A 24,600-nucleotide genomic window follows, 5' to 3' on the forward strand; every position below is an offset into this window, starting at 1 on the left:
CCTTCAGCCTCGGCGCCAGGCGTGGTAACGGCCCAACCAGGCGAGTACGCGCTGGGGTGCGTGGGCGCGCTTCCACTCGCCGGCCGCGTACTTGTTGGCCTCGGCCAGCGTGGGGTAGGTGTGGATGGTGCCCAGGATCTTGTTCAGGCCGAGGCCGTGTTTCATCGCCAGCACGAACTCGGCCAGCAGGTCACCCGCGTGTTCGCCCAAGATGGTCACGCCCAGGATACGGTCCTTGCCCGGCACGGTCAGCACCTTGACGAAGCCGTGCGCGGAGCCGTCGGCGATGGCGCGGTCCAGGTCGTCGATGCCGTACTTGGTGACCTCGTAGGGGATGTTCTTTTCCTTGGCGTCCTGTTCGTTCAGGCCCACGCGCGCCACCTCGGGTTCGATGAAGGTCGCCCAGGGGATGACCGAATAGTCGACCTTGAATTTCTTGAAGCTGCCGAAGAGGGCGTTGACGGCCGCGTACCAGGCCTGGTGCCCGGCGGTGTGGGTGAACTGGAACGGCCCGGCCACGTCGCCCGCGGCAAAGATGTTGGGGTACAGCGTTTCGAGGTATTCGTTGACCACCACCGTGCGCTGCGTGGGGATGCCCAGTTCTTCCAGCCCGTAGCCTTGCAGCCGCGCCACGCGGCCGACCGCGCAGAGCAGCGCGTCGAACTCGATGCGCTTTTCCTGGCCCTGGTGTTCCACCACGATGAACTTGCGGTCCCCCTCGCGCTCGCAACGCAGCGCCTTGTGCGCCGTGAGCACGGCCACACCGTCGCGCTGCAACGAGTCGCGGGCGAGGTCGGACACCTCCTGGTCTTCCCGGATCATGATGCGCGGCGCCATCTCCACCTGGGTGACCTGTGAGCCCAGGCGCGCAAAGCTCTGCGCCAGCTCACAACCAATCGGACCACCGCCCAGCACCACCAGGCGCGCCGGAGGCGCGTCCATCTGGGCGAATTCGTCCCACAGGGTGTCGCTGGTGACGTAGCCCACGTCGTCCAGTCCGGGCAGCGGTGGCACGAAGGGGCGGGCACCGGCGGCGATGACGATGCTGCGCGTGGTCAGGCGCTGGGTGCCCCCGTCGTTGAGGGTGACTTCGACCGTCCAGGGATCGACGATGCGGGCGCGCCCTTGCAGCACTTCAACCCCCAGCCCGGTGTAGCGCTCCACGCTGTCGTGGTGCGCGATCTCGCTGATGACCTGGTGCACACGGGCCATCACCTGCCGAAAGCTGAAGGCGGGTGTTGCGGCCTCCAGGCCGTAGTGATCGGCCCGGCGCATCTGGGTCGCGAGCTTGGCCGACTTGATCAGTGCCTTACTGGGCACGCAGCCGAAGTTCAGACAGTCGCCGCCCATCTTGTGCGCTTCGATCAACGTGACCTTGGCCTTGACCGCCGCAGCGATGTAGGAGGTGACCAGGCCCGCCGCGCCGGCCCCGATGACCACTAGGTTGCGGTCGAAGGTTTTGGGCCGCTGCCAGCGGGCGTAAACACGCCGGCGTTGCAGGAAACCGAGGGCGGCTTTGGCGATCATGGGAAAGACTCCGAGCAGGACAAAGGACATCAGCACGCCGGGCGACAGGATGCCCGAGAGGCTGGAGAGCTGGGCCAGCTGGGTGCCGGCGTTGACGTAGACCAGGGTGCCCGCGAGCATGCCCAGCTGGCTGACCCAGTAGTAGGTGTCGGTGCGGATGGGTGTCAGCCCCATGAGCAGGTTGACCAGGAAGAAGGGGAACACCGGGATCAGGCGCAGGGTGAACAGGTACAACGCGCCGTCCTTGGTCATGCCATCGTTGATGGCCTTGAGCCGGTCGCCAAAGCGCGCCTGTACGCTGTCGCGCAGCAAATACCGCGAGGCCAGAAACGCCAGCGTGGCGCCCAGGCTGGAGGCGAACGAGACGATCAGCGTGCCGCCCGCCAGACCGAACAGAGCGCCGGCCGCCAGGGTGAGGATGACCGCGCCGGGCAGGGACAGGGCGGTGGCCAGCACGTACAGACTGAAAAACCCGAGCGCCGTGGCGATGGGGGATGCCTGACGCAGGGCTTCGAAGTCGACCAGACGATCCTGCACGGCGGCGAGGGTCAGGTACCGGTCCAGCCCGAGCCCAAAATAGGCGACCACCAGCAACACGACGGTGGCAAGGATCAGTGTTCTTTTCATGAAGGGGTGAGGTTCCTGGTGGGCGGATGCGGGCAACGATCCGCTGCCGGGTTGAACCTCAGTCGTCGCCAGTGCGTCGGTCCTTACAGTTGCTTGCAAACGGTGGGGGTTGCGACGGTGGGTCATGGGCTGAGCACCACCGGTTCCAGCGCCGCCCAGCAGGACGGCGATGAGAAAACACATGCGCAGATGCTAGGCGGGCATCGCCGACGTAGGGCGCTTTTGGTGGTTGCTCACGATCAACCGCAACCACATGGACTGCTTCCGACTTGCATGGGAGGGCAAGGGGCAGAGCCATAGGAACAAAAAACGCAGCAATCTCCGGGTAGGGGTTTGAGCACGGTGTGGCACTGTTCGCATTCGTAAAACCAAACGCACGCATCGGTGGGCATGGTTTCTGTTTTGCGGTGCCCGCAATGGGGGCAGCTGAGTGTGGAGATCAGATTGACCGTGCTCACGGTTGGCGCTCCGCCACGGTGGAGGGGTAACCCGCTTCCGCGGTGGCGCGCATCAGGGCATCGACATGGGTCCGTGCGTTGTCAAATGTGACCAGCGCTTCTCTTCGCTCGAAGTTCACTTGAGCCTGGCTGACACCGGCCACCTGTAGCAAGGCTTTCTTGATGGTGATGGGGCAGACGGGGCAGTCCATGGTCGGCACGGACAGCTTGACAGTTTGAGGGGCGGCCAGCGCAGAGCCCGTTAACAGGACCAGGGCCAGAGACAGCCAGATTTTTTTCATGATGTGCCTTTCAGTAAAACCAGTGGGCGATGAATGGAAACACCAGAGCCACGGCGATCAGGGCCACTGCCAATCCAAATAGCCATTGATAGGCGCGCTTGACCGGTGGCAACGCACAAATCTGGCCCGGTTCGCAGACTTGGGTGGGACGCCAGATGCGACGCCAGGCCAGCACAAGTGCAAGCACCGCCGCACCGAGGAACACGGGTTGCAAGGGGCCCAGTTGACTCAAATGGCCGATCCAGGCACCGGAAAGACCCAGGGAGATCAACAGCAGAGGACCCAGGCAGCAGGCGGACGCGAGCAGGGCCGCCAACCCGCCCGTCAACAGGGCCCACAGGCCGGTTTTTTGAATGGGATCGCTGGGTTGCTGGGTGTTCATGGATTAAGCTTAAAACCGTACCTGAGTACGGAGTCAAGCACCATGTCCAACATTTTCACCATCGGAGCCCTGGCGGAAGCCGCCGGGGTGAATCTGGAAACCATCCGCTTCTACCAGCGCCGGGGACTACTGCCCGAGCCCGCCAGACCCCAAGGCGGCATTCGCCGCTATGGCGACCCCGACTTGGCGCGGGTACGGTTCATCAAGTCGGCACAGCGCCTGGGTTTCAGCCTGGACGAGGTGGCCGAGCTGCTGAAGCTGGAAGACGGCTCGCATTGCGGTCAGGCTCGCGCGCAAGGGGAACGGAAACTGGCCGATGTGCGCGCCCGGCTGGCGGACCTGCAGCGCATCGAACAGGTCCTGGCCGATCTGGTGGCGCGGTGTGGCTCGCAGCGTGGGCGGGTGCGTTGTCCGCTGATCGCGTCGCTTCACGAAGGGTGAACTTCTGCCCGCGTCAGGCGACGCCGAATGCTGCACGCTCTGGCTCAGATTTGTTGTCTGTCCATTGGAGGCTGTGAAAGTCAAAACCCTGCGCCAGCGTCGGTTTGACCACCGCGAAATACGGAGACACATCGAAGTCGCGCGGGGCAAACAGGCTGTGGTGGCGCAGCTGCAGGATTTCGTCGACGCAGGCGGGGCAGTCCGGGCTGTCGCGGCTGGTGGTCGTGATCAGCGGCAGGATGGGGTAGTGGATCGACTGGAAGGCCTGTGCGATCAGGGTCGAGCAGATGGCTCGGGTCGGGTCGCCGCTGCCCAGGGACAGCATGCGCCGCCGCCAGCGCAGTGGCACGGGCGGCGTGGGGAACAGGTAGCGCGCCAGGTCCCACACGTTGCGCAGGTCGTACTGGTGGCCCAGGCGCGCCACCGCATAACCCACCACCCGATGGATGTCCTCATCCGCTAGGCCTACTGGACGGCAGATGCGTGTGTGGTACCCCTCGAACAGCTCTGCTTCCACACTGCGCACACCGTCCGACACGTCGGCCTCCACGAAGCAGTGCCCGGGCGGGGCGCCGGTTCTGCGCAGCGCTTCGGCCCCCACGTACAGGGCCGCGTGCGACCAGGTGGACTGGGTGAGGTACTTGATAGCGGTGCTGAAACGGCTATGCCCCTCCACCAGCAGCACATCGCCTGGCTGCAGGGTCGCCAGCAGCCGGGCGGCCCGGGTGGGCGGCGCGCTGCCGTGCTGGTGCACCTCGGTGGAGAGGTAGCGGGCCAGCTGCGAGCCGAACCAGCCAGACACCGTGCCCATGATCGGCTCCTGCCCGGACGTGGCTCAGCGGGCGTGGCGGCTGGCGATCCAGGCGTCGATCGACAGCTTGCCCGGGCCGTGTGCCATGAGGTAGAGCAGCACGGCGGCCCAGGTGCCGTGGGTGGCGTAGGCGTCGGGGTAGACGAAGAGCTGGATCACCAGCGTCATGCCCAGCAGACCGAGGGCCGAGAGGCGGGTGGCCAGGCCGAGCAGGATGAAGAGGGGCAGGATGTGTTCGCCCAGCGCGGCCAGGGTGGCACCCTGCTCGGGAGACAGGAGGGGCAACTGGTATTCCTCCTTGAACAGGAACACCGCGTTGTCGGAGAGGCGGGGCCAGCCCAGCGTGAACTCGCCGCTGACGATGTCGATGGCCAGGCCTTCGATCTTGGTCTGGCCCGATTTCCAGAACACGGCGGCGATCGAGAAGCGAGCCGCGAAGGCGAGCAGCGTGTTGGGCAAATGGTCCATCGCGCGGTGCACGCTTTGAAGCAGCGCGGTCAGGCGCGCCATCAGGCCGCCGGTTTCGGCGCCTTGGGTCGAGGTGATGGTGTTCATGGTGGTCTCCTGGGTTGTTGTGGGCCAAAGCGGGCGTGGGTGTCGGTGCCGTTTCAATGCGGGTGTCGGGCGCCGATCAGTAGCCCGTGGCGGATCAGCACGGCCATGGCCTGCGAAGGATCGAAGGCGGGGTCGGCGCTGAGGGCCTGATCGATGGCGGACCCGAACGCAACGTTGTCCAGCAGGCTGGCGGTCAGGGCCGTCAGGCCGTCATCGGCCTGCAGCACCATAACGTCCAGGCCGTTGCGAAAAATCAGGGCCGATTCGGACCGTGCCACATCGACGTCTTCGATGGCGATGCCGCTTCCAGGCTGGTGGGCCGCCCAGAGCGACACCACCGCATGCGGCGAACGCAGCAGTTGCAGGCTGGGATGCGGTTGCCAGCGCACCTGGGGCAGGCGCTCGGCATCGGCCAGCAGGGCGGCGATGGTGGCGGGTTCCACAGCCGATGCATCGGCCGCATGCAGGGCTTGCAGGCGTTGCCATTCCAGCTGCGCCACATCGGCCAGGTAGGGCAGGCCAGCGGCCGGCGGAAACTGGGCGATGAAGCCGGGCAGCGCCAGCCCATGATGGGCGAGCACGCGGGTGCGGGGCGGGTGGGCACGCACAAAGACCTGGGCCATGGCGCGGAAGAATTCTTCTCCCACCAGTTGTTGCGTCACCGGAAATGTCTGGGCCAGCGCGTCCACCAGCGAGACCATCACGTTGTTGCGGTGGACGGCCAGGCGTTTCGCGGGATCGCTGTGGTTCCAGGTGCTGAGGCCCTGGGGAATGGCTTGAGAAGGGTCCAGCAGGGCCTGGGCCCAGGTGTGTTGCGCGCTCATGCTCTGGCCTCTTGCGTGGGGGCATAGCGGGTCTTCGTCCGGGGGCACGGCTTGGCGTGGCTGGCGGTGGGGGCGATGGCCGACAGGTGCATTTCAGCCAGGCGGGCTTCCTGCCGCAGCACCTCGAAAGCCGGGAGATCGTTGTCGCGCTCGATCAGGGTGGGCAGTGGCCCGGTGATGGCCAGCGCGGTGTCGTACAACGCCCAGACCGCTTCGGCCACCGGCGCGCCGTGGGTGTCGATCAACAGGCGGTCACCGGCGGCGTCGAGGTCTTCTGCGAACCCCGCGAGGTGGATTTCACCGGCGGCGTGGCAGGGGAGTTCGCAAAGGCTGCGCATCGGGTCACGGCCGTGGTTGACGGCAGAGACGTAGACGTTGTTGACATCCAGCAGCAGACCGCAGCCGGTGCGCTGGACCACCTCGCGCAGGAAGTCGCCCTCGCTCCAGGTCGAGCTGATGAACTCGACATAGGTGGACGGGTTCTCCAGAAGCAGCGGGCGCCCGAGGCGGTTCTGCACCTGGTCGATGTGCTTGCACACACGTTGCAGCGTGGGCAGGTTGTAGGGCAGGGGCAGCAGGTCGTTGAAGAAGACGCCACCGTGGCTGGACCAGGCCAGGTGTTCGGAGAACACGGCCGGCTGGTAGCGCTGCACCAGGCAGGCGACGGCTTCCAGGTGGACGGTATCGAGCGGCTCCTCGCCCCCGATGGACAGGCCCACGCCGTGGATGCTCAGCGCGTAGTTTTCGCGGATGCGGGTGAGGTGGTGCAGCATCGGTCCACCGGCGACGAGGTAGTTTTCTGCATGCACCTCGAAGAAGCCCACATCGGGCTGGCGCTCGTGGATGTGGGCGAAATGTTCGGGTTTGAGGCCCAGCCCAGCCCGATGCGGCAGCGGCCAGCTGTCGGGTGGGCTGTGGCGGGTGAGCGTGACCGGCGCAACGCAGGCAGAGGTCGATGCTGGATTCGGGTTCATCGCAAGGTCTCCTTTGCCGGCTGTACTTCGGTCGCGCTCAGGGGGTCAGGCTTTTTCCTTGAATGCCGCGAGCTGGCCGAACCCGCTGGGCGACTTGGGCGATGCGGTCTTCTCGCAGCTGCCCTTGGGCACCAGCGACCAGGCGTTGCCCTGGTAATCCACCTTGGAGGTGCCGGCGCAGGTGGTGCCGGGACCGGCGGCGCAATCGTTCTTGCCCTTGAGCGCGACGCCGAAGCACTTTTCTTTGTCGGCGCTCTGGGCGGCGGCCGGGCTGGCGGCCAGCGTGAGGGCGGCGCCCATGGCGAGGGCCAGGGCTGCGCCGGTGGCGATCTGTGCGGCGTTGCGGCGGGTGATGGTATTGCTCATGGTGATCTCCTGAAAGTGAACGGGGGTTGAGGGCTCAAGGTGCTCGCCGACATGGTGGGCTTGCAGGGATGTAGTCGCCGCCTTTCCGCGATCCTTACACCACATGGCGCAAGTTTTCGGCAGGCGCTGGCGAGCGATGAGGTCGGGCCATGTGGGTGGTCTGTTCGGTGTAATGATTGGCTTGTGCGCAGCGACCAAGCCTGTCAACACACATGGAGTGCGGGTATGGGATTGAAGCTGGTCCGGTGGGCGCCGCTGCGCGCTGCGCCCGTGCGCCCCGCTGTCTGCGCGAGAATCGCGGCCAGCGATCCGGCGTCTGCGTGCGACGTTGTGACGCCCCTCTCATTCGGAGCAGTTGATGCAGACTTTTTTTGGCACGGTGTTTTCCAGGCCCATCGTGGTGGGCGCTTTGCGTGTGTCGTTCGTCGTGGGCTGCGTGCTCAATCTGATCAACCAGGGCGAGGCGTTCTTCTCCGGCGGGCCCATTGCCTGGGGCCACGTGCTGCTGAACTTCCTGGTGCCGTATGCCGTGTCCAGCTACAGCGCGGCACGCAATCAGTTGTCGAACAGGACCACACCATGAGCGCCGGCAAGACCATGCCCACGGGTTCGCAGGACGTTGCTTCTCACGCACAGGAGGTCGATCCGGCCGAGCTGAGCGCTCTGCGGGGCAAGATGGTCAAGTTCGCGTCCCTGCAGCTGGGAGACCCGCAACTGGCCGAAGACGCAGTGCAGGAAGCCCTGATGGGGGCCTTCAGGAACACGGCAGCCTACGCCGGCAAGGCCAGCCTCAAGACCTGGGTCTTCGCCATCCTGAAAAACAAGATCACCGACATCCTGCGGCTGCGCCAGCGTCAGCGCCTGGTCTCGATCCATCAACCAACGGGCGATGCCGACGAGGAGGCCGATCTCTCCGAACTGTTCAACGGCCGAGGCATGTGGGAATCCGACGAACGCCCCGCGACCTGGGGCAACCCGACCGAGACCTTGCATGACAAACAGTTCTGGAAGGTGTTCGAGCTGTGTCTGGAAGGACTTCCAGGCCAGCAAGCCAAGGTGTTCATGATGCGTGAATACGTGGGCCTGGATGCGCGCGAAGTCTGCAGCGAGGTGGGCATCACCTCGACCAACCTCAACGTGATGCTGCACCGGGCGCGCTTGCGCTTGCGCGAGTGTCTGGAAGACCGCTGGTTTGCACGGGGAGGTGCATCATGTTGAACTGCCGTGAAGTGACCCGCCTGGTGTCCGAGTCGCAGGAGCGAAAACTGTCGGTTGTCGAGAAGATGTCGCTCAACCTGCACCTGATGATGTGCGACGGCTGCAAGAACTTCAGCCTGCAGGTGCCGTTTCTGCGCAAGGCCATGAAGGCCTATTCCGAGCGCCTGGACGATGTGATCGAAGACCACGGCGCAGCGCCCCCCCCGGACAAGGAAGGCAAGGACACATGAGCTTCTTCAAATCGCTGCCCGAGGATGCGGGCGTGCGCCATATCCTGACGCTCAACCCCCAGGCCGGGCGTGCACTGGTCGAGTTCCACACCGCCGCGCTGCGTAACGAGGGGCCGCTGGAGCCGCGGCACAAGGAACTGATTGCGGCCTACGTCTCCGGGCTCAACGCCTGCCAGTACTGTTTTGGCGTGCACGCCGAGACCGCCAAGGCGTTCGGGCTGGAGGCCGGCACGCTGGAGCGCCTGCTGGCGGACATCGACAGCGCCGACGTGGACGAGCGGCTCAAGCCGCTGCTGCGCTACGCGCGCAAGCTCACGCTGGAGCCCTCGCGCATGACCGAAGCTGATGCGCAGGCGGTGTTTGCTGCCGGCTGGAGCGAAGCAGCCCTGCACGAGGCCGTGCTCACGGTGTGCCTGTTCAACTTCATGAACCGGTTGCTTGAGGGGCATGGCGTGAAAGGCAATCCGGGCGTGTTTTCTGCGCGGGGTCAGGCCTTGCGTGATGAGGGCTACGAACCCTTGCTGGCGTTTCTGGACGCAGCGGCTGCGCCACCCTCCGCCCATCGCGTTTGACCGTTTCCTGTGTGTTGGCGGTTCCGTCGGCGCGGACTTTCAAGACGGCTTCGCGACCCACTCCGTGGCCGCGCGGGCGTCAAAGGGCATTCAGCAAGTCGTCCAGCTTGCCGCCCTTGTCCAGCGAGAGCAGGTCGTCGAATCCGCCCACATGGACGGGGCCTATGAAGATCTGTGGGACCGTGCGGCGCCCGGTCAGCTGGATCATTTTTTCCAGCATGCCGGGTTCCTGATCCACGTCAATCTTATGCCACTGCGTGACGCCTTTTCGGCGCAAAAGGCTTTCCGCTGCGCTGCAGTAGCCGCAGCCTTGGGCGCTGTACAGGGTGATGGAGACCATGGCGAGTTCCTTTCGGTGTTGGGTTGGATGTCCCAATGTATCGATCGTGTTGACACGATGGGTGTTTAATCGTTCTGATTCATTGACCTAACGTATCGATTCTTCATGGACCCACTGGCCAACCTGCTCAACAGCTTTTCCCTGCATGCGGGTGTCTTCTACACCGGCAACATCTGTGGCATTCACGACTTCGAGCGGGACACCCAGCGGGGACACCTGCACCTGATTCGCAGCGGCGATGTGCAGGTGCGGGGTGTGACACGGCGGCGGTTTGCGGTGACCGAGCCCACGCTGATGTTTCTGCCGCGGCCCGACCAGCACCGCCTGGTGGCCGATGAAGGGGCCGGTGCCGACGTGGTGTGCGCCACGGTGCAATTCGGTGGCTCCGGTATCAACCCCATCACCGCTTCTTTGCCCGACTTGGTCATGGTGCCCTTGAGCCAGCTGCCCGGGGTGGATGCTTTGCTGGACCTGATGTTCGATGAGGCGTTTCACGAACAGCCGGGTCGCCAGGGGGTGCTGGACCGGCTGTGCGAGGTGCTCATGGTCCGGCTGCTGCGCCACTGCATGGCCCAGGGGCTGACGCAGGGCGGCACGTTGGCGGGTCTTGCGGATGCACGTTTGGGGCCGGTGCTCGCGGCCATTCACGAGTCACCGCAACTGGAATGGGATCTGCTTGGCATGGCACAACTGGCCGGGATGTCGCGCGCCCGGTTTGCGGTGCGCTTCCGCGAAGTGACCGGCGCAACGCCGGGCGACTACCTGGCGGGCTGGCGGATACAGACGGCTCAGCGGCTGCTGACGCGGGGCGAAGCGATCAAGCAAGTGGCGCAGGCGGTCGGGTATGGCAGCGCGAGCGCCTTGTCGCGCGCCTTCGTGCGCAAGCTGGGCGTGGCGCCGGGGGAGTGGGTCGCTCAGCAGGAACCTCGGCACGCTGACTGACGACGGGAGAATGGGCTCAACGCTCGCCCGGACTGCGCGGGTCAGGTTCTTCATCCAGATCCAGATCGAGCGCACCGAGCTGAGGCACCAGTTCGTGCAGCTTGGCCATTTGTTTCTCGACTTCCTGACAATCGCCGCACATCGTGAGGTGGATGCGCAGCCGCATCTGATCGGTCAGGTCCAGTGGTTCATCCAGTGCCTGGGACATGAGTTCAGCGGCCCGCTCACAGGAATGAAAGAGGTTCATGCGGCGCTCCGGACGGTGTGGCCATGTGAGGTCATGCATTGGCGCAGGCCCATGCGGGCGCGGTGCAGCACCATGCGGCAGTTGTCGGCGGTGAGGCCCAGCCGTTCGCAGATTTCAGATGTCTCGAACCCCAGCCACTCGCGCATCATGAACACACGACCGGTCTGTGCCGGTAGATGGCGCAAGCAGGCTTCCAGGGTCGACATGATCTGGCGCTGCGCTTCGCGACCTTCCGGCTGTTGCCAGGCGGGCACAGGCTCCAGGTAGCTGCCCTGTTCGTTGAAGAGTCCTTCGGTGGGGTCACCTTCGTCTTCGTCGGTGGCGTTGTAAACCCGCCGCCGCTGGTGGGGCGAACGGTACCAGTCGGCGATCTTGTTCTTCAGGATGGCGGTGGCCCAGGTGGTGAGTGAGGCTTCGCCGCGGTGGGCTTGCGGGCTCTCCAGCACGCTCATCAGGGTTTCCTGCGCCAGGTCTTCGGCGAGTGCAGGCTCGTGCACCACCATGCGGGCGTGGCGAATCAAGCGCTGTCGCAAAGGTGTCCACGGATCTTTGACAGGGGTCGAATCGGTGGTCGGGATCGACGGGAGGGTGTCAGTCAAGGGCTTCATGGGTCGGGCCTTCGATGTTGGGGTGTGTCGGCGATCGGTACAGCGCAGGGCTGTAGGACACAGTCGTTCGAAGTGCTCAGGCCTTACAGGGAACACCGCCGGGCGAAGGCGTTTCCCGACCAGCGGAACGGGCCACCCGCCGGCCCCACCGGCCGGACCAACCCCGGATCGGCGAGGCCACGAAGAGGGCACGGGCCACGGTTCACACGCTGTTCCCATCAGAGTTGGCCGGGGGTGTAGTCGCCAGGGCTGCGATCGCCATGAACGGGCAGTTGACCGGCTTTGCTCAGAGCCAGTACTTCGTCACGCACTTGACGACGTGTCAGCACCGACACCGAAGGGGACGTGGTGTGCTTCGAGGCGTGTTCGCCGTAAGCGATGGTGTTGTTGGCCTGGGCTTCGCGCAACTCTGCGACGACCTGTGCACGCGTCAGGCTGGGGCCGCTGCTGGCCACGTTGTGACCCCAGGTTTCGCCATTGCCGGATTCGGCCAAAGCGGCAACGGAGGTGATGGCCAGGAGGCCTGCAACGATGAGGGTTTTCATGATGTTTCCTTTCGGGTTTGCGACGCTGCGATCTGCAGTGCCGTCATGACCTTGGTCGCAACAGCCTGAAAAAACGTGACAGGTTTTTTTTGCGTTGGAACTTGCGACAGCGAGCCACCCTCGCGGCAGGAGAACGATGGGTGACAAAGCCGAGACGTTCGGTGAATCGCGACCCTTGGTGCGCCCATAGCATGAGTGCCACGCCCCGCCGAACAGGTCCGAAGCGACCGATGGCGGCCGGTTTCAGTTCACTCACAGGAGCCCATCGCATGTCAGCAACCCCCTACATCCAGCAACTTCAACCCGTGGTCCATGCAGACGCCCAGGGCGCGCAGAAAGAAATCCTCGACACCGCGCTCAAGCAGGTGGGTTTCATTCCCAACATGTATGCCAACATGGTCAACGCCCCAGCCGTGCTGAGCACCTACCTGCACGGCTACGGGCTGTTCCGCAAGGAATCGGGCCTCACACCAGCCGAGCAGGAGGTGGTGTTCCTGGCGGTCAGCCGCACCAATGGCTGCACCTACTGCACAGCGGCGCACAGCATGATCGCGGACAAGATGTCGGGCGTGCCGGCACCGGTGCTGCAGGCCATCCGCGGTCACCAGCCCATTCCCGACGCGAAGCTGGCGGCGCTTTTTGAGGTCACCACCGAAATGGTCAAGAGCCTGGGCCAGCCCAGTCCTGCGGCCGTCAAGGCGTTTCTCGACGCGGGCTACCAGGAGCGCGACCTGCTCTACATCGTGCTGGCGGTGTCGGTGAAGGTGCTCAGCAACTACTCCAACCACGCGTTCGGCACCACGGTGGACGAGCGTTTCGCGGCCTACAAGGTCGATTGAGAGCCGTGAACCCATGACCCCCACCTTTGTTCCAGAAACGTTCGAGCGGGTCATGGGTTGCACCGCCGCCGAATTGCTGGCCTGGCTGCCCCGTGCACTGCCCGATGCCCAGCTCCAGACCGACGAGGCCGGACAGCGCAACGTGGCAACCTGGCCGCAGGGGCGCATGGAGCTGAGCTGGCAGCCCTTGCCGCCGCGTCGCATCGCGCTGCTGGAGATTCCGCAGCTGGCGGTGCGTTTCACCTACGTCGATCTGAGCGATGCAGAACGTTATCGCATTCAGAGGTGCTTTGATCTGCAGACGCATCGGGGTGGTGGCTGAGGCCGATCACCCGCATCAGGAGACCACAGCATGGATATCCAGGCGCTGGCATTTGACACAGGCGGCACGGTGCTCGACTGGCACACCGGTCTCGTCGAGGCGTTCACGCAAGTGGGTCATCGGCACGGCCTGTCGCGCGACTGGCACTTGGTGACCAACGACTACCGCCGCGCTGCGATGAAAGCCATCGTCGGGCAGGTGCGACCCGCCTTCAACATGGACGACGTGCACCGCACGGAACTCGATGGCGTGCTGGCGCATCACGGTCTCCAGGCATTCACCGCGCAGGACCGCTGGCAGATCCACCGGTCCTGGTACGGGCTGGACACCTGGCCCGACTTTCCAGCAGCGCTCAACCGCTTGAAGAGCCGGTACCCGGTGGTCTCGTTCACCATGTTGCCGCTGGCCATGGTGGTGGCTGTCTCGCGCCGCAACGACATCGACTGGGATGCCGTGATTTCCTGCGAGATGATCGGCGTGTACAAGCCGCAGCCCGAGGCGTACGCGCAGGTCGCCACCTGGCTGGGGCTGGAGCCGACGCAGATCCTGATGGTGGCTTGCCACAATTTCGACCTGAATGCCGCGCGCGCCAGCGGCTACCGGACCGCCTTTGTGCGGCGGCCTTTGGAGTGGGGGCCATCAGGGCCACCCGATCCAGATCCACATCCGGATTGCAGCTTCGTGGTGGACGACTTCACCTCGTTGGCGGAGAAGCTGGGCGCGTGATGCCCTTCGCCTGGGGCGTTCTGTCAACACCGATCGTGTCCCTGCAAGGAACCCCATGAAAGCCGTCTGGAACCACGCTGTCATTGCGCAGAGCGATGACATCGTCGAGTACGAAGGCGTCAGCTACTTTCCCGTCGGCTCACTCGTCGCAGCGCATGTGCGACCCAGTGCGAAGAACACCGTGTGTCCCTATAAAGGCATGGCCAGCTACTACGACATCGTGGTGGATGGGCAGGTCAACAAGGACGCGGTCTGGACCTACACCCATCCGACGGCCCGCGCGTCCGCTATTCGAGATCGGGTCGCTTTCTGGCGCGGCGTGACGCTGGTGTCCGACTGATCGTCGTCCGTCTGCCGGTGGGGGTCGGGGGGTGTAAGGATGCAAGGCGCGGCAGCGACTGAGGCACACAAGCCATGTGGCTTGCGTCCGTTTCAGGCAGAAAGCGCACATGGCCCTCTCATCCGTCCACCGCGGCACAAAGACCGCACTCATCACTGGCTCCACCAGCGGCATCGGCCTGGGCATCGCCACCGCCCTGGCCGCAGCGGGACACGACGTGGTGCTCAACGGTTTTGGCGAGACTGCAGCCATCGAACAATTGCGCGCCGAGCTGTCTCAGCTGCACGGCGTGAACGTGCGCTACAGCGGTGCCGATCTGTCCGATCCGGTCGCCACCGAGGCCATGATGGAAGAAGCCATCGGTGCCTGCGGCGCCATCGACATCCTGGTGAACAACGCCGGCATTCAGCACGTGGCGCCGGTGGACGAGTTTCCGGTGGAAAAATGGAACGCGATCATCGCGATCAACCTGTCGGCCGCGTTCCACACCACGCGGCTGGCCTTGCCCGGCATGAAGGCCAGAGGCTGGGGCCGGGTGCTCAACGTGGCCTCGGCCCACGCATTGGTGGCGTCGCCGTTCAAGTCCGCTTACGTCGCGGCCAAACACGGCATCGCCGGGTTCACCAAGTCGGTGGCGCTGGAAGTGGCCACCCAGGGCATCACCGCCAACGCGCTGTGTCCGGGCTATGTGTGGACGCCGCTGGTGGAAAAGCAGATTCCCGACACGGCCAGGGCGCGCGGATTGACCGAGCAACAGGTGATCGACGATGTGCTGCTGCACGCGCAGCCCACCAAGCAGTTCGTCACCATCGAGCAGGTCGCAGCGTTTGCGGCCTTCCTGTGTTCCAACGCCGGCGCCAGCATCACCGGAGCGGTGATGCCCATCGACGGTGGCTGGACGGCGCAATAACGGAAGGCGGTTCGACATGGCCACACGCGCAAGCACACCATCCACAAACACCCGCGCAGCCGCCAAAGCGGTTGCCAACAAGGCGGCACGGTCCCCGGCGGACGCGCCGAATCCGAACTGTCCACCCCAGCAGACCGTGATGGTCATGCAGGGCGGTGGCGCCGTGGGGGCGTTTCATCTCGGTGTCTACCAGGCCCTGCACGAAGGCGGCAAGGAGCCAGACTGGGTCATCGGCACGTCCATCGGCGCGATCAACGCGGCGCTGATCGCCGGCAACCATCCCCAGCACCGGCTGGCGCGGCTGCGGGCCTTCTGGGAACGCATGCAGTCCCGGCGGGCCAGCCACAGTGCCTTTGCGCTGTGGCCCTCGCTGGCCGGGATGGCGCAGTGGCAACACAACCTGGGTGTGGTGGGGCAGGGCATCCCCGATTTCTTCAAGCCGAATCTGCCGGCCTGGTTCAATCCGCGACAGGTAGTGGGCATAGAGCGAGCCGCGTACTACGACACGCAACCGCTTCGCGACACACTGGACGAGCTGGTGGACTTTGACGTCCTTGCGCGTTCGCCCATGCGCATCACGGTGGGCGCTGTCAATGCGCGCACCGGTCAGATGCGGTATTTCGACAGCCGGCACGAGCGTCTCAACTTGGATCACATCATGGCCTCGGGTGCGCTGGCGCCGGCCTTCGGCGCGGTGCGCATCGACGGCGATCCGTACTGGGATGGCGGGCTGTACTCGAACACGCCGATCGAGGTGGTGCTGGACGACAAGCCGCGCTGCGACTCGCTGATCTTTGCCTGCCGGCTGTGGGAGCCGCACGGCGACGAACCGCAAAGCCTTTGGGACGTGCAGGGCCGCCTGAAGGACATCCAGTTCGCCAGCCGGGCCGAATCGCACATCGAACGCCAGCGGCAGCTGCACCGGCTGCGCCACATCATCCGCGACCTGGCCCGACAGGTGCCCGACAGCGCCCATGCCCGCGAGCTGGGTGCCTGGGGTTGCAACACCGTGATGCACGTCGTCAGCCTGATGGCGCCGCACCTGCCCGGCGAAGACCAGACCAAGGACATCGACTTCACGCCCCGCGGTGTGCACCTGCGTACGGACGCCGGGTTGAAGTTGGGGCGCCAGGCGCTGGCGGAGAAGTTGTGGGAGGCGCCGCACGACCCGCTGGAAGGCGTTTGCGTGCACCGGGTTCACCTGGACCCAGCGGCTGCATAGCCAGCGGGCACCGCGGTTGATGTGTCATGGGTGCCTGTAAGAGAAGCCCACCTTCGCGCGACTCAGTACATCACCCCGGTTCCCACTCAAGGAGTCATCATGGTTCTTCGCCGTGCCTTTTTTGCTTCTGTTCTGTTGCTCGCCAGCGCCGCCTCGCACGCGCTGGACATCAAACCCTTCTCCGCTGCGCTGCTGGCACAGGCACAGGCCAGCGACCAGCCGGTCGCGCTGCATTTCCATGCCGACTGGTGTCCGACCTGCCGCGCGCAGGAAAAGGTCTTGCAGTCCCTCAAGAGCGAGCCGGGTCTGGACCTGACGGTGCTGGTTGTCAACTACGACACCGAGAAGGAGCTCAAGAAGCTGTTCAATGTGCGTGCCCAGTCCACCTTCGTGGTGCTGCGCGGGCAGCAGGAGTGGGCGCGCCTGGTGGGTGACACCGATCCCGCAGCCATCCGCACTGCGTTCAAGTCCGCGCTCTGAGCGGGGCGAGCGCATGTCGGCTCTGGTATCGCTTCCACAACTGGGTTTCAGCCTGGCCGCTGGCGGCCTGACGACGCTCTCGCCCTGCGTCTTTCCTATGCTCCCCCTGGTGGTCGGTGGTGCGCTGCAGGGCAACCGCCTGGGGCCGGTGGCCATGGGCCTGGGCATGATCGCCTCGTTTGCCGGCATCGGCATGCTGCTCGGTGCGCTCGGGCCGGCGCTGGGGATTGACGGTGACTCGGTGCGCATCGCGGGCGCGGCCATGTTGATCGCCTTTGCGGTGGTGATGCTGGTGCCAGCGCTGGGCGAGCGCTTCACGCGCTGGATGTTGCCGCTGGCCAATTCGGCCCATGCCGCCTCGTCGGGGATTCAGGGCGGTTCGCTCACTGGCGCTTTTCTGCTCGGTGGTGTGCTGGGTCTGGTCTGGAGCCCCTGCTCGGGCCCCTTGCTCGGCTCGGCACTCACGCTTGTGGCGAGTGAAGGCGGTCTGGCGCGGGGCGGGCTGATCCTGGGTGTCTTCGGTTTGGGAGCCGCCATTCCCCTCGTGGCCGTGGCTTACGCCTCGCGCAGCGGCTTCAACCGCGTGCGCGACTGGGTGATGGCCCGCATCGAACGCTTGCGCCATGCCTTCGCCGTTCTGTTGGGTCTGCTGGGTGTGGCCATCCTGATGGGGTGGGACAAACGCCTCGAAGCTTTGTTCGTCCGGTGGATGCCCGACGCCTGGGTCAATCTCACGGTGGGCATCTGACCGTTTCATCCACCACGGGTTCTACAGCGAGCCATCCCTATCAAGGAGACATTCCCATGCAAGCCATGTTCAAGACCCTTCCGCTGGTCGGCGCTTCGGCGCTGCTGCTGGCCGCGTGCGGCAGCGTCGAACCGCAGAAGCCGCTGGCGCTGCCCACGGCGCCGGCTCCGGTGTCGTACGACGGGCATGTGGCTGGCGAAGCAACCGACTACGTTTTCGTGCTGGTGCCTGACAGCAATCCGGCCACGCCAGGTCTGGCGATGAAGGCGGGCGAGTCGCTGCACCTGGCGCTGTCTCCGGCGTTCAAACGCAATGCTTCGGTGCCCATCGTCTCCGACCGCGACACCAACCTGGTGCTGACCAAGGGCTGGCCGCAGGGTGCCGTGCCGCTGGCCGGGCAGTACCGCATCGACTTCGTCGAGAAGGACCATGCCATCACCGTCACCGCGCTCAAGGACATCGCGGCCGCCGGCGGCAACGCGCCGGGCATCAAGGTGATGCATGTGAGGGGTCGCAGCTTCACCAACCCTGCGACCGGTGGCTATCCGGTGACGGTGACACGCCGATCCGCCGGTGGACAGGTTCAGGCGGTGTGGCAAGGCGGCATGCGGGTGCAGGAGGAGATGCTGGAGACCCGGCTGGTGCCGACCAACTTTCACGTGCCACCGGGCGCAAACACCGACTACCAGACGGTGGCGACCGGTCAGGTCGCACCCATGCACCTGGGCTTGCTGCTTTGGGGGGCCGACGGCGCACCGCTCAACGGTGTTGGCGTGGCCCCGCGCGACATCAACCGCTTCCCGCGCTACACCGGCGGCTTGCTTGTGCAGGACAGCAACGGCGACAAGCGCCTGGACCCGGCGGTGGACACGGTGGTGGGGGGCATCATCGGCGCGGCCCCGAAGGGTGCCACGGGCCAGGCGGCCACCAGCCCGCAGGGTGCCGATGGCAACCCGGTGCTCTCGGGTCAGGTGCCACGCAGCGACCGCTTTCCGCCGGCAGCGGGTGGCGGCAAACCCAACCCGGGTCTGATCGCGATCCAGTTCCGCGCCGGCAGCCTGCCGGGCCTGTACCGGCCCACGGTCGAACTGCTCAAGGGGAACAGCTACCAGTTCACGGTCGAGGCCCGCTGATTCGGCGTTGCCTTCAAGCGTATAACTTCGTTGCTTCGCCTTGCCGTGCTGTAGCACTGTCTGCGGCTTCGCGCCTTGTTCTACGCTTGAATGCAAAACCGTATGAAGCGCTGCGGTTGATCAGAGCCCGCGCCGGGTCGCTTCGGTCTGCAGGGCATCGAGATCGGCGGCCCAGTCCACGCGGGACTGGCTGAGCACTTCGAGGCGGTGGTTGTTCAAGGCATCCACCAGCGCGCCGTGCTTTGCCAGGCGGGCGTCCCGGCGCTGCAGCAGGTCGGCGATCAAGGGGCGGTACATCGCCAGAAAGTGACCCAGCCAGGCGCAGGCGTTTTCATGCCCGGGCACTTGGCCTGGCCGGCAACGGTCCAGGCAGGTCAGGGTGAGCGCGGCATCGAACCAGTGGCCCTCGGTGACCCACTGGTTGGTGGTGAAGAGCTTGACGGGCAGGCCCCGGGCATCAAGCGCAATGGCCAGCATGTGGGTCGGCGCGTGACGCTTCCAGACCTTGCGGCCTTGTGTGGCGCGGCTGCGGCGGCCGGTGGCGGTGGCGTGCCAGAAAACATGCAGGTGTCCGTGTTCGTCGCCATGGGTGCGGTGCGCGTGGTAATAGAACTGGGTCCCGCTGCCCAGGTCGATCACGTCGGCCGGCGGGTAGTGTTCGTACTCCACCACCTCGGCGCCTTGCACCCAACTTTGCAGCAGGGAACCGGAGGACTCCGTCGCGGTGGCGAATGCGTCCACACTGGCCTGGCCGTTGTACAGGGCGGTGCCCAGTTCGGTCAAAGAGGCGGAGTGCCAGTGTCGGCGCAGCGTGGCGGATGCGGGCATGGAAACGGATGGGTGAAGCGAACCCGGAGCAGGGCGCTGCTCCGGGTTCGCGTGAGCCAGATGGAGCGTTTACTTCTTCGGTGCGCAGGCGCCACACTTGGCCTTGCAGGCGCCGCATTTGGGCATCATCTTGGAAGTGCCGCACTTGGCGCCGCCGCAAGCGCGACACGCCATGGCGCAGCCACCCAGGGCTGCGGTGGTGACAACGGCCGCGGCCAGGCTCAGGGACAGGCGGGATGAGAGTGACGACATGGTGGTTCTCCGGTGAGGTGACATAAGCCAGTGACTGACGCGCGGCCGAATGCACACACGCCGTCCTTGGTGGGGTTTGGTCGTTCACCGTGGCCGGATCGTTACAGCGGTCGATGTAATTCGAAGCCCATGCGCGACGACCAAGCGACATGTGGCTGAGTTTTGTGCTGGTTTTCCTCATTGGTTTTGCGGCCCACCGCGCCAGCCTTTGCACGGTGCGGGCGGTGATGCAGTGGATGGAACAACGCAAATCCAGCTTGCTGGTCAGCTTTTTCTACGCGTCACTCTGGGCCAGCCTGGCCACGGGGCTGTTTGCTTGGGCTGGGGTGCCAATCTCCGGACGTCCCGTGCTCGCCAGCAGTTGGCTGTTCAGCGTGGTTGGTGGTTTGCTGTTCGGCATGGGCGCGGCGGTCAACGGCGGCTGTTCCTTGTCCACCTTGCAGCGGCTGGCGGACGGCGAGGCCCGTTTGTTCACTACGCTGGTGTTCTTTGTGCTGGGGAGCCTCGTGGTGACGTGGCTGCAATCGCTCGGCGCGGTGCCCTGGCCGCATGTCGAAGCGCTCTGGTGGAATGCCATAGGCCCGGGCGCACGGAGTGCGCTGGTGTTGATCCTGCTGGTGTGGGCCGTATGGCAGCTTGCCGTGCTCTGGCGCTGCAGAGACCGCCTCCAGCGCCCGGACCAGTGGCTCTTGGCGCCTAGGTACCGCCTCTCATTGGCCGCGATGGTGCTGGGCCTTTGCAGCGGACTGCTGTTCCTTCTGGAAGGGGCCTGGACCTACACCAACTACCTGCGCGAGCTGGGTCTTTCATGGGTGACTGAAACGAATGCACCAAGGTGGCATCGCCTGGCGCTGGTTGCCTGCCTGTTCTTGGGCATGGTGGTTTCGTCGGTGCAGCGTGGTCAGTTCGAGTGGCGGGGTACGCAGTCCATTTTCGGGTGGCGCAACATGCTGGGCGGCGGACTCATGGGCATTGGTGGCGCCCTGGTGCCTGGGGGTAACGACACCGTGTTGCTGGTGCTGATGCCGACACTGTCTCTCCAGGCGTTAGCTAGCTTTGGAGCAATGTTGGTGGGGATCTATGGGGTGGTCAAACTGATGAGGGTGATCAGTGGCTAGTTGTTGAAGCAGCTGTGCTGCACAAAATTCATCCGTCACATGCGCTCCAGTCTGATCGGCGTGCGCCCGTTGCAAGTCATGGATTTGTTCGGTTCGATCTCCTCACACACTGACGGCCGAGGCATGTCGGAATGACCGTTGGGCTGTTTTTCAAGAATGGCGTCTGAATCAGAAAGGTGGTGCCGGACCAAAGCGTTTGTGGGTTTCAAGTGTTGTTTGTGCTTATCAATGGCCGACTGGACAAACAAGTGTCGAGAAGTTCAGGGTCCTTCGAAGGCTGAACGGTGAAATCGGGCAGGGGGTATGCGTCTGCTTTGAAACTTGCTCACCGACCGCGATGTGTCGGTGTCGCCAGTTCAGGTAATGGGTAGACGTCGGCGGCACGGAGCCAGTCAGGTCGCGGAAGCCCAATGACCGCAGTACTTCTTACAGGAGCCATTCCCTCCCGCGTCGGTCGCCGTACCCAACAGCCGCTTCATGGCAGTCAGCGTGAGTACGCCTGGTAGCACCCATCGTCAGCATTCGCTGCACACCCGTCGCTCAAGTTCTGATGCAGGCTACCGATCAGATTCGAGGGTGGCGAGATAGATCAATGCCAGCACCTGCGAAGCCTCATCTAGCAATGAGAGCCTTCAGTCCTCCGTCTGGTTCGAATCGCCCGTTCCGGAAGGTCAGGCGAGTCGGACCTTCCCAGGCGGTGTCCAAACAGCTGTGCATGGGATCACCGGGGTAGCACATGACCCGTTCTCCATCCTGATCAAATGACTCCGGACGTATCGTGCGCGGAGAATGAGATCTGGCGTATGCCATCACTTGGTCGATCGTCGTAAATTGGGCCAAGTGTTGAAGACAGATGATCTGGGGGGCTGCCAGATCGATCGCACCTGCCCAATACCGTTCCAGCGCGATTCGTGGCTGCATCCATGCGCAGTCAGTCACCTCGCTTTGATCGTGAACCGCCATTTGGTTTGGTGGCAAACTGGAGACGAAAAAGCGGGTGTCGAACCGGCGGTTGGTCACCGTTGGGCGTCGAGGCGTGATCCACCGACTCCAGGGCAGCAAGCTCGACGCATTGAGACGCCAACCGAAATGCGCCAGTACCGTGTCCAGAGACAGACCACTGTTCACCATGCCCTGGGCTTGAACCAGCGCTTGGCCGTCCGGGAGCCCATCGATACCCAACAGCAGACCGCATTCTTCAAGCGTCTCCCGTACGGCGGCGGCGTAGATCTGACAGGCTGTGTCCCGCTCGATATCAGGCTCGCAAAGAGCGGAGCGCAGCTGCTCGGTTGTCATATTCACCAGCGATGGAGACAGCTGTCTGTCACGCTGTTCGAGCTTGCCGCCCGGAAAGACGTATGCGCCGCCAAGTACACCGGCTGCCGCATGCCGCCGCAGAAGAAGCACCTCAAAGTGTTCTGCAGAGTCGCGCAGGACCATGACAGTCGCAGCGGGCGCTGGCATTGAGTCCACATACTCTGCGTTGAGTTCAAGTGCCATAGGTTTCAGGACGTTTCGTTGTTTCCAGCGTATGCCTTGATCAGCATTTGCCGCGCATGACGTTGATGTCGGATGGTGCTTCCGATCTCAAATTGAGGCCTTGAGCAGCTTGCCCAGCTCGGAGGGGTTGCGCGTGATGATGAAGCCCGACTCTTCCATGATGGCGAGCTTGGCGTCCGCCGTGTCGGCACCACCGGAGATCAGCGCACCGGCGTGGCCCATGCGCTTGCCGGGAGGGGCCGTCACACCGGCGATGAAACCGACGATGGGCTTCTTCATGTTCGCCTTGCACCACATCGCGGCTTCGGCTTCATCCGGGCCACCGATCTCGCCGATCATGATCACGGCGTCGGTATCGGGATCGTCGTTGAAGGCCTTCATCACGTCGATGTGCTTCAGGCCGTTGATCGGGTCACCACCGATGCCGACGGCGCTGGACTGGCCCAGGCCCACTTCGGTCAGCATGGCCACGGCTTCATAGGTCAGCGTGCCCGAACGGGACACGACGCCGATGCGGCCTTTGCGGTGGATGTGGCCGGGCATGATGCCGATCTTGATTTCTTCCGGCGTGATCAGGCCGGGGCAGTTGGGGCCCAGCAGCAGGGTCTTCTTGCCGCCGGCGGCTTCCTTGGCCTTCATTCGGTTGCGCACTTCCAGCATGTCCTTGACCGGGATGCCTTCGGTGATGCAGACCGCCAGGTCCAGATCTGCCTCGACGGCTTCCCAGATGGCGGCGGCAGCGCCAGCGGGCGGCACGTAGATCACCGACACGGTGGCGCCGGTCTGCTGCGCGGCTTCCTTGACGGAGGCGTAGATCGGGATGTTGAAGATCGACTCACCGGCCTTCTTCGGGTTCACGCCAGCCACGAAGCAGTTCTTGCCGTTCGCGTATTCCTGGCACTTCTCGGTGTGGAACTGGCCGGTCTTGCCCGTGATGCCCTGGGTGATGACCTTGGTGTCTTTGTTGATGTAGATCGACATGGTGTTTCTTCTCCGGGCTTATTTGACGGCAGCAACGATCTTGGTCGCTGCTTCGGCCATGGTGTCGGCAGCGATGATCGGCAGGCCGGATTCGGCCAGCAGCTTCTTGCCCAGCTCTTCGTTGGTGCCCTTCATGCGCACCACCAGCGGCACGCTGAGGTTGGTCGCCTTGCAGGCGGTGATCACGCCGGTGGCGATGGTGTCGCACTTCATGATGCCGCCGAAGATGTTGACCAGGATGCCCTTGACCTTGGTGTTCTTGAGCATGATCTTGAAGGCTTCGGTGACCTTCTCGGCGGTGGCGCCGCCGCCCACGTCCAGGAAGTTGGCCGGCTCGCCGCCGAACAGCTTGATGGTGTCCATGGTGGCCATGGCCAGACCGGCACCGTTCACCAGGCAGCCGATGTTGCCGTCCAGGCTGATGTAGGCCAAGTCAAATTTCGAGGCCTCGATTTCGGCCGGATCTTCTTCGTCCAGATCGCGGTAGGCCACGATCTCGGGGTGGCGGAACAGCGCGTTGGCGTCGAAGTTGAACTTCGCGTCCAGCGCCATCAGGTTGCCCTTGGAATCGCAGTTCAGGGGGTTGATCTCCACCAGGGACGCGTCGGTGTCCATGTAGCACTTGTAGATCTTGGCGAAGATGTCCACGGCCTGGTCCACGGAAGCGCCGGTCAGGCCGATGGCGGCAGCCACCTTGCGGGACTGCGCTTCGGTGATGCCGGTCAGCGGATCGATCAACTCGGTGACGATCTTCTCGGGCGTGGAGTGGGCCACTTCCTCGATGTCCATACCGCCTTCGCTCGATGCGATCAGCGCCACCTTCTGGGTCGCGCGGTCGGTGACCAGCGACACATACAGTTCGTTCTTGATGTCGGCGCCGTCTTCGATGTAGAGGCGGCGCACCTTCTGGCCTTCTGGGCCGGTCTGGTGGGTCTTGAGCTGCATGCCCAGGATCTCGCCCGCAAGGCGCTTGACGTCTTCGATGGTCTTTGCGACCTTCACGCCACCGCCCTTGCCACGGCCGCCGGCGTGGATCTGGGCCTTGACGACCCAGACCGGACCACCCAGTTTCTGCGCGGCTTCCACCGCTTCCTGCACCGTGAACGCGGCAATGCCACGCGGCACTGGCACACCAAATTGACGCAAGATTTCCTTGCCTTGGTACTCGTGAATCTTCATTTTTAACCTTTGTATTGATAGAAATGGTGTCTTGGTTCAAACCACTCGACAGCTTCATCAAACCGTCGCCAGTT

The 24,600-nt window shown here is 64.4% G+C and carries 34 protein-coding genes; 16 read left to right on the forward strand and 18 right to left on the reverse strand.

The features are described 5' to 3' along the window. Positions 1-3: 3 nt before the first annotated feature. The 4 genes from F3K02_RS18470 to merT form a co-directional block, all read right to left on the reverse strand. On the reverse strand, positions 4-2,154 hold the full coding sequence (locus F3K02_RS18470) for an FAD-dependent oxidoreductase (protein WP_177137086.1): 2,151 nt from the start codon (positions 2,152-2,154) through the stop codon (positions 4-6). A gap of 239 nt (positions 2,155-2,393) precedes the next feature. Beyond that, on the reverse strand, positions 2,394-2,612 hold the full coding sequence (locus F3K02_RS27630; RefSeq protein ID WP_343067106.1) for a GDCCVxC domain-containing (seleno)protein: 219 nt from the start codon (positions 2,610-2,612) through the stop codon (positions 2,394-2,396). Further along, the gene (merP, locus tag F3K02_RS18475) at positions 2,609-2,893 is read right to left on the reverse strand and encodes a mercury resistance system periplasmic binding protein MerP (RefSeq protein WP_177137087.1); all 285 of its coding nucleotides are present in this window, start codon (positions 2,891-2,893) and stop codon (positions 2,609-2,611) included. The genes F3K02_RS27630 and merP overlap by 4 nt, the downstream gene beginning before the upstream one ends. A gap of 10 nt (positions 2,894-2,903) precedes the next feature. Beyond that, positions 2,904-3,275: a mercuric ion transporter MerT gene (gene merT, locus F3K02_RS18480; protein ID WP_177137088.1), complete on the reverse strand. Its 372-nt coding sequence runs from the start codon at positions 3,273-3,275 to the stop codon at positions 2,904-2,906. Between the two features lie 42 nt (positions 3,276-3,317). On the opposite strand from merT, the gene merR reads away from it, so the two are divergent. Continuing rightward, positions 3,318-3,716 (forward strand): mercury resistance transcriptional regulator MerR, encoded by a 399-nt coding sequence (gene merR, locus F3K02_RS18485; protein WP_177137089.1) that lies wholly within the window; start codon positions 3,318-3,320, stop codon positions 3,714-3,716. Between the two features lie 13 nt (positions 3,717-3,729). Here the strand turns inward: merR and F3K02_RS18490 are convergent, their stop codons facing one another. The 5 genes from F3K02_RS18490 to F3K02_RS18510 all read right to left on the reverse strand — a co-directional run bounded on the left by F3K02_RS18490 (position 3,730) and on the right by F3K02_RS18510 (position 7,246). After that, a complete protein-coding gene (locus F3K02_RS18490; protein ID WP_177137090.1) occupies positions 3,730-4,527 on the reverse strand; it encodes a YiiX/YebB-like N1pC/P60 family cysteine hydrolase in 798 nt (265 codons plus the stop codon). A 24-nt stretch (positions 4,528-4,551) separates the two neighbouring features. Beyond that, positions 4,552-4,995: a DoxX family protein gene (locus tag F3K02_RS18495; RefSeq protein ID WP_343067124.1), complete on the reverse strand. Its 444-nt coding sequence runs from the start codon at positions 4,993-4,995 to the stop codon at positions 4,552-4,554. A gap of 140 nt (positions 4,996-5,135) precedes the next feature. Continuing rightward, positions 5,136-5,906: an HvfC/BufC N-terminal domain-containing protein gene (locus F3K02_RS18500; RefSeq protein ID WP_177137092.1), complete on the reverse strand. Its 771-nt coding sequence runs from the start codon at positions 5,904-5,906 to the stop codon at positions 5,136-5,138. Next, on the reverse strand, positions 5,903-6,880 hold the full coding sequence (gene bufB, locus F3K02_RS18505) for an MNIO family bufferin maturase (RefSeq protein WP_177137093.1): 978 nt from the start codon (positions 6,878-6,880) through the stop codon (positions 5,903-5,905). The genes F3K02_RS18500 and bufB overlap by 4 nt, the downstream gene beginning before the upstream one ends. 45 nt (positions 6,881-6,925) lie before the next feature. Then, positions 6,926-7,246 carry a BufA1 family periplasmic bufferin-type metallophore gene (locus F3K02_RS18510; RefSeq protein WP_177137094.1) on the reverse strand — a complete coding sequence of 107 codons (321 nt, stop codon included), beginning with the start codon at positions 7,244-7,246 and terminating at the stop codon, positions 6,926-6,928. 358 nt (positions 7,247-7,604) lie between these two features. On the opposite strand from F3K02_RS18510, the gene nrtS reads away from it, so the two are divergent. The 4 genes from nrtS to F3K02_RS18530 are packed head-to-tail and all read left to right on the forward strand — an operon-like array spanning position 7,605 to position 9,266. Then, a complete protein-coding gene (gene nrtS, locus F3K02_RS18515) occupies positions 7,605-7,829 on the forward strand; it encodes a nitrate/nitrite transporter NrtS (protein ID WP_177137095.1) in 225 nt (74 codons plus the stop codon). Further along, positions 7,826-8,464, forward strand: coding sequence for a sigma-70 family RNA polymerase sigma factor (locus F3K02_RS18520; protein ID WP_177137096.1), 639 nt, complete (start codon positions 7,826-7,828; stop codon positions 8,462-8,464). The genes nrtS and F3K02_RS18520 overlap by 4 nt, the downstream gene beginning before the upstream one ends. Further along, complete coding sequence (locus F3K02_RS18525) at positions 8,458-8,694, forward strand: zf-HC2 domain-containing protein (RefSeq protein WP_177137097.1); 237 nt, start codon at positions 8,458-8,460, stop codon at positions 8,692-8,694. The genes F3K02_RS18520 and F3K02_RS18525 overlap by 7 nt, the downstream gene beginning before the upstream one ends. Continuing rightward, on the forward strand, positions 8,691-9,266 hold the full coding sequence (locus tag F3K02_RS18530) for a carboxymuconolactone decarboxylase family protein (protein WP_177137098.1): 576 nt from the start codon (positions 8,691-8,693) through the stop codon (positions 9,264-9,266). Before F3K02_RS18525 ends, F3K02_RS18530 begins: the two co-directional genes overlap by 4 nt. A 79-nt stretch (positions 9,267-9,345) precedes the next feature. Here F3K02_RS18530 and grxC read toward each other — a convergent pair whose 3' ends face one another. Further along, positions 9,346-9,606 (reverse strand): glutaredoxin 3, encoded by a 261-nt coding sequence (gene grxC, locus F3K02_RS18535; RefSeq protein ID WP_177137099.1) that lies wholly within the window; start codon positions 9,604-9,606, stop codon positions 9,346-9,348. A gap of 105 nt (positions 9,607-9,711) precedes the next feature. Here grxC and F3K02_RS18540 point away from each other — a divergent pair, with 105 nt between their 5' ends. Beyond that, the gene (locus F3K02_RS18540; protein ID WP_177137100.1) at positions 9,712-10,548 is read left to right on the forward strand and encodes an AraC family transcriptional regulator; all 837 of its coding nucleotides are present in this window, start codon (positions 9,712-9,714) and stop codon (positions 10,546-10,548) included. Positions 10,549-10,564: 16 nt separating this feature from the next. Here F3K02_RS18540 and F3K02_RS18545 read toward each other — a convergent pair whose 3' ends face one another. The 3 genes from F3K02_RS18545 to F3K02_RS18555 all read right to left on the reverse strand — a co-directional run bounded on the left by F3K02_RS18545 (position 10,565) and on the right by F3K02_RS18555 (position 11,948). Continuing rightward, positions 10,565-10,795 carry an anti-sigma factor family protein gene (locus F3K02_RS18545; protein ID WP_177137101.1) on the reverse strand — a complete coding sequence of 77 codons (231 nt, stop codon included), beginning with the start codon at positions 10,793-10,795 and terminating at the stop codon, positions 10,565-10,567. After that, positions 10,792-11,403: a sigma-70 family RNA polymerase sigma factor gene (locus tag F3K02_RS18550; protein WP_177137102.1), complete on the reverse strand. Its 612-nt coding sequence runs from the start codon at positions 11,401-11,403 to the stop codon at positions 10,792-10,794. Before F3K02_RS18550 ends, F3K02_RS18545 begins: the two co-directional genes overlap by 4 nt. 218 nt (positions 11,404-11,621) lie before the next feature. Continuing rightward, the gene (locus tag F3K02_RS18555) at positions 11,622-11,948 is read right to left on the reverse strand and encodes a DUF4148 domain-containing protein (RefSeq protein ID WP_177137103.1); all 327 of its coding nucleotides are present in this window, start codon (positions 11,946-11,948) and stop codon (positions 11,622-11,624) included. A 269-nt stretch (positions 11,949-12,217) separates the two neighbouring features. On the opposite strand from F3K02_RS18555, the gene F3K02_RS18560 reads away from it, so the two are divergent. From F3K02_RS18560 to F3K02_RS18600, 9 genes are all read left to right on the forward strand, one after another. Beyond that, positions 12,218-12,787 carry a carboxymuconolactone decarboxylase family protein gene (locus F3K02_RS18560; RefSeq protein ID WP_177137104.1) on the forward strand — a complete coding sequence of 190 codons (570 nt, stop codon included), beginning with the start codon at positions 12,218-12,220 and terminating at the stop codon, positions 12,785-12,787. Between the two features lie 13 nt (positions 12,788-12,800). Next, a complete protein-coding gene (locus tag F3K02_RS18565; protein ID WP_177137105.1) occupies positions 12,801-13,109 on the forward strand; it encodes a hypothetical protein in 309 nt (102 codons plus the stop codon). 30 nt (positions 13,110-13,139) lie between these two features. Then, positions 13,140-13,835, forward strand: a complete 696-nt coding sequence (locus tag F3K02_RS18570) for an HAD-IA family hydrolase (RefSeq protein WP_177137106.1) — start codon at positions 13,140-13,142, stop codon at positions 13,833-13,835. 55 nt (positions 13,836-13,890) lie between these two features. After that, positions 13,891-14,175 (forward strand): DUF427 domain-containing protein, encoded by a 285-nt coding sequence (locus F3K02_RS18575; RefSeq protein WP_177137107.1) that lies wholly within the window; start codon positions 13,891-13,893, stop codon positions 14,173-14,175. Between the two features lie 109 nt (positions 14,176-14,284). Next, positions 14,285-15,085, forward strand: coding sequence for a 3-hydroxybutyrate dehydrogenase (locus F3K02_RS18580; RefSeq protein ID WP_177137108.1), 801 nt, complete (start codon positions 14,285-14,287; stop codon positions 15,083-15,085). 139 nt (positions 15,086-15,224) lie between these two features. Next, the gene (locus tag F3K02_RS18585) at positions 15,225-16,307 is read left to right on the forward strand and encodes a patatin-like phospholipase family protein (RefSeq protein WP_246309631.1); all 1,083 of its coding nucleotides are present in this window, start codon (positions 15,225-15,227) and stop codon (positions 16,305-16,307) included. A 99-nt stretch (positions 16,308-16,406) separates the two neighbouring features. Beyond that, positions 16,407-16,787, forward strand: a complete 381-nt coding sequence (locus tag F3K02_RS18590) for a thioredoxin family protein (RefSeq protein WP_177137110.1) — start codon at positions 16,407-16,409, stop codon at positions 16,785-16,787. 13 nt (positions 16,788-16,800) lie between these two features. Then, on the forward strand, positions 16,801-17,535 hold the full coding sequence (locus F3K02_RS18595) for a cytochrome c biogenesis CcdA family protein (protein WP_177137111.1): 735 nt from the start codon (positions 16,801-16,803) through the stop codon (positions 17,533-17,535). Between the two features lie 56 nt (positions 17,536-17,591). Beyond that, on the forward strand, positions 17,592-18,668 hold the full coding sequence (locus tag F3K02_RS18600) for a hypothetical protein (protein WP_177137112.1): 1,077 nt from the start codon (positions 17,592-17,594) through the stop codon (positions 18,666-18,668). A gap of 120 nt (positions 18,669-18,788) precedes the next feature. On the opposite strand, the gene F3K02_RS18605 is transcribed toward F3K02_RS18600, so the two are convergent. Together F3K02_RS18605 and F3K02_RS18610 are read right to left on the reverse strand one after the other, a co-directional pair. After that, positions 18,789-19,496, reverse strand: coding sequence for a DUF6969 family protein (locus F3K02_RS18605; protein WP_177137113.1), 708 nt, complete (start codon positions 19,494-19,496; stop codon positions 18,789-18,791). 69 nt (positions 19,497-19,565) lie between these two features. After that, on the reverse strand, positions 19,566-19,748 hold the full coding sequence (locus tag F3K02_RS18610) for a hypothetical protein (protein ID WP_177137114.1): 183 nt from the start codon (positions 19,746-19,748) through the stop codon (positions 19,566-19,568). Between the two features lie 149 nt (positions 19,749-19,897). Between F3K02_RS18610 and F3K02_RS18615 the strand changes: the two genes are divergently transcribed. Continuing rightward, positions 19,898-20,866, forward strand: coding sequence for a YeeE/YedE thiosulfate transporter family protein (locus F3K02_RS18615; protein WP_177137115.1), 969 nt, complete (start codon positions 19,898-19,900; stop codon positions 20,864-20,866). Between the two features lie 612 nt (positions 20,867-21,478). Here the strand turns inward: F3K02_RS18615 and F3K02_RS18620 are convergent. From F3K02_RS18620 to sucC, 3 genes are all read right to left on the reverse strand, one after another. Then, on the reverse strand, positions 21,479-22,366 hold the full coding sequence (locus F3K02_RS18620; protein ID WP_246309583.1) for an NUDIX hydrolase: 888 nt from the start codon (positions 22,364-22,366) through the stop codon (positions 21,479-21,481). Positions 22,367-22,453: 87 nt separating this feature from the next. Further along, positions 22,454-23,347 carry a succinate--CoA ligase subunit alpha gene (sucD, locus tag F3K02_RS18625; RefSeq protein WP_177137116.1) on the reverse strand — a complete coding sequence of 298 codons (894 nt, stop codon included), beginning with the start codon at positions 23,345-23,347 and terminating at the stop codon, positions 22,454-22,456. Between the two features lie 18 nt (positions 23,348-23,365). Continuing rightward, the gene (sucC, locus tag F3K02_RS18630; protein ID WP_177136773.1) at positions 23,366-24,526 is read right to left on the reverse strand and encodes an ADP-forming succinate--CoA ligase subunit beta; all 1,161 of its coding nucleotides are present in this window, start codon (positions 24,524-24,526) and stop codon (positions 23,366-23,368) included. Positions 24,527-24,600: the final 74 nt, after the last annotated feature.

The organism is Hydrogenophaga aromaticivorans, assembly GCF_013387465.1.
GTDB classification, from domain to species: domain Bacteria; phylum Pseudomonadota; class Gammaproteobacteria; order Burkholderiales; family Burkholderiaceae_C; genus Hydrogenophaga; species Hydrogenophaga aromaticivorans.

Bases quoted from the DNA above. Each gene is read 5' to 3' on its own strand.
- F3K02_RS18470 (WP_177137086.1), bottom strand. From the start codon at position 2,154: ATGAAAAGAACACTGATCCTTGCCACCGTCGTGTTGCTGGTGGTCGCC.
- merP (WP_177137087.1), bottom strand. From the start codon at position 2,893: ATGAAAAAAATCTGGCTGTCTCTGGCCCTGGTCCTGTTAACGGGCTCT.
- merT (WP_177137088.1), bottom strand. From the start codon at position 3,275: ATGAACACCCAGCAACCCAGCGATCCCATTCAAAAAACCGGCCTGTGG.
- merR (WP_177137089.1), top strand. From the start codon at position 3,318: ATGTCCAACATTTTCACCATCGGAGCCCTGGCGGAAGCCGCCGGGGTG.
- F3K02_RS18490 (WP_177137090.1), bottom strand. From the start codon at position 4,527: ATGGGCACGGTGTCTGGCTGGTTCGGCTCGCAGCTGGCCCGCTACCTC.
- F3K02_RS18495 (WP_343067124.1), bottom strand. From the start codon at position 4,995: ATGGACCATTTGCCCAACACGCTGCTCGCCTTCGCGGCTCGCTTCTCG.
- F3K02_RS18500 (WP_177137092.1), bottom strand. From the start codon at position 5,906: ATGAGCGCGCAACACACCTGGGCCCAGGCCCTGCTGGACCCTTCTCAA.
- bufB (WP_177137093.1), bottom strand. From the start codon at position 6,880: ATGAACCCGAATCCAGCATCGACCTCTGCCTGCGTTGCGCCGGTCACG.
- F3K02_RS18510 (WP_177137094.1), bottom strand. From the start codon at position 7,246: ATGAGCAATACCATCACCCGCCGCAACGCCGCACAGATCGCCACCGGC.
- nrtS (WP_177137095.1), top strand. From the start codon at position 7,605: ATGCAGACTTTTTTTGGCACGGTGTTTTCCAGGCCCATCGTGGTGGGC.
- F3K02_RS18520 (WP_177137096.1), top strand. From the start codon at position 7,826: ATGAGCGCCGGCAAGACCATGCCCACGGGTTCGCAGGACGTTGCTTCT.
- F3K02_RS18525 (WP_177137097.1), top strand. From the start codon at position 8,458: ATGTTGAACTGCCGTGAAGTGACCCGCCTGGTGTCCGAGTCGCAGGAG.
- F3K02_RS18530 (WP_177137098.1), top strand. From the start codon at position 8,691: ATGAGCTTCTTCAAATCGCTGCCCGAGGATGCGGGCGTGCGCCATATC.
- grxC (WP_177137099.1), bottom strand. From the start codon at position 9,606: ATGGTCTCCATCACCCTGTACAGCGCCCAAGGCTGCGGCTACTGCAGC.
- F3K02_RS18540 (WP_177137100.1), top strand. From the start codon at position 9,712: ATGGACCCACTGGCCAACCTGCTCAACAGCTTTTCCCTGCATGCGGGT.
- F3K02_RS18545 (WP_177137101.1), bottom strand. From the start codon at position 10,795: ATGAACCTCTTTCATTCCTGTGAGCGGGCCGCTGAACTCATGTCCCAG.
- F3K02_RS18550 (WP_177137102.1), bottom strand. From the start codon at position 11,403: ATGAAGCCCTTGACTGACACCCTCCCGTCGATCCCGACCACCGATTCG.
- F3K02_RS18555 (WP_177137103.1), bottom strand. From the start codon at position 11,948: ATGAAAACCCTCATCGTTGCAGGCCTCCTGGCCATCACCTCCGTTGCC.
- F3K02_RS18560 (WP_177137104.1), top strand. From the start codon at position 12,218: ATGTCAGCAACCCCCTACATCCAGCAACTTCAACCCGTGGTCCATGCA.
- F3K02_RS18565 (WP_177137105.1), top strand. From the start codon at position 12,801: ATGACCCCCACCTTTGTTCCAGAAACGTTCGAGCGGGTCATGGGTTGC.
- F3K02_RS18570 (WP_177137106.1), top strand. From the start codon at position 13,140: ATGGATATCCAGGCGCTGGCATTTGACACAGGCGGCACGGTGCTCGAC.
- F3K02_RS18575 (WP_177137107.1), top strand. From the start codon at position 13,891: ATGAAAGCCGTCTGGAACCACGCTGTCATTGCGCAGAGCGATGACATC.
- F3K02_RS18580 (WP_177137108.1), top strand. From the start codon at position 14,285: ATGGCCCTCTCATCCGTCCACCGCGGCACAAAGACCGCACTCATCACT.
- F3K02_RS18585 (WP_246309631.1), top strand. From the start codon at position 15,225: ATGGTCATGCAGGGCGGTGGCGCCGTGGGGGCGTTTCATCTCGGTGTC.
- F3K02_RS18590 (WP_177137110.1), top strand. From the start codon at position 16,407: ATGGTTCTTCGCCGTGCCTTTTTTGCTTCTGTTCTGTTGCTCGCCAGC.
- F3K02_RS18595 (WP_177137111.1), top strand. From the start codon at position 16,801: ATGTCGGCTCTGGTATCGCTTCCACAACTGGGTTTCAGCCTGGCCGCT.
- F3K02_RS18600 (WP_177137112.1), top strand. From the start codon at position 17,592: ATGCAAGCCATGTTCAAGACCCTTCCGCTGGTCGGCGCTTCGGCGCTG.
- F3K02_RS18605 (WP_177137113.1), bottom strand. From the start codon at position 19,496: ATGCCCGCATCCGCCACGCTGCGCCGACACTGGCACTCCGCCTCTTTG.
- F3K02_RS18610 (WP_177137114.1), bottom strand. From the start codon at position 19,748: ATGTCGTCACTCTCATCCCGCCTGTCCCTGAGCCTGGCCGCGGCCGTT.
- F3K02_RS18615 (WP_177137115.1), top strand. From the start codon at position 19,898: ATGTGGCTGAGTTTTGTGCTGGTTTTCCTCATTGGTTTTGCGGCCCAC.
- F3K02_RS18620 (WP_246309583.1), bottom strand. From the start codon at position 22,366: ATGGCACTTGAACTCAACGCAGAGTATGTGGACTCAATGCCAGCGCCC.
- sucD (WP_177137116.1), bottom strand. From the start codon at position 23,347: ATGTCGATCTACATCAACAAAGACACCAAGGTCATCACCCAGGGCATC.
- sucC (WP_177136773.1), bottom strand. From the start codon at position 24,526: ATGAAGATTCACGAGTACCAAGGCAAGGAAATCTTGCGTCAATTTGGT.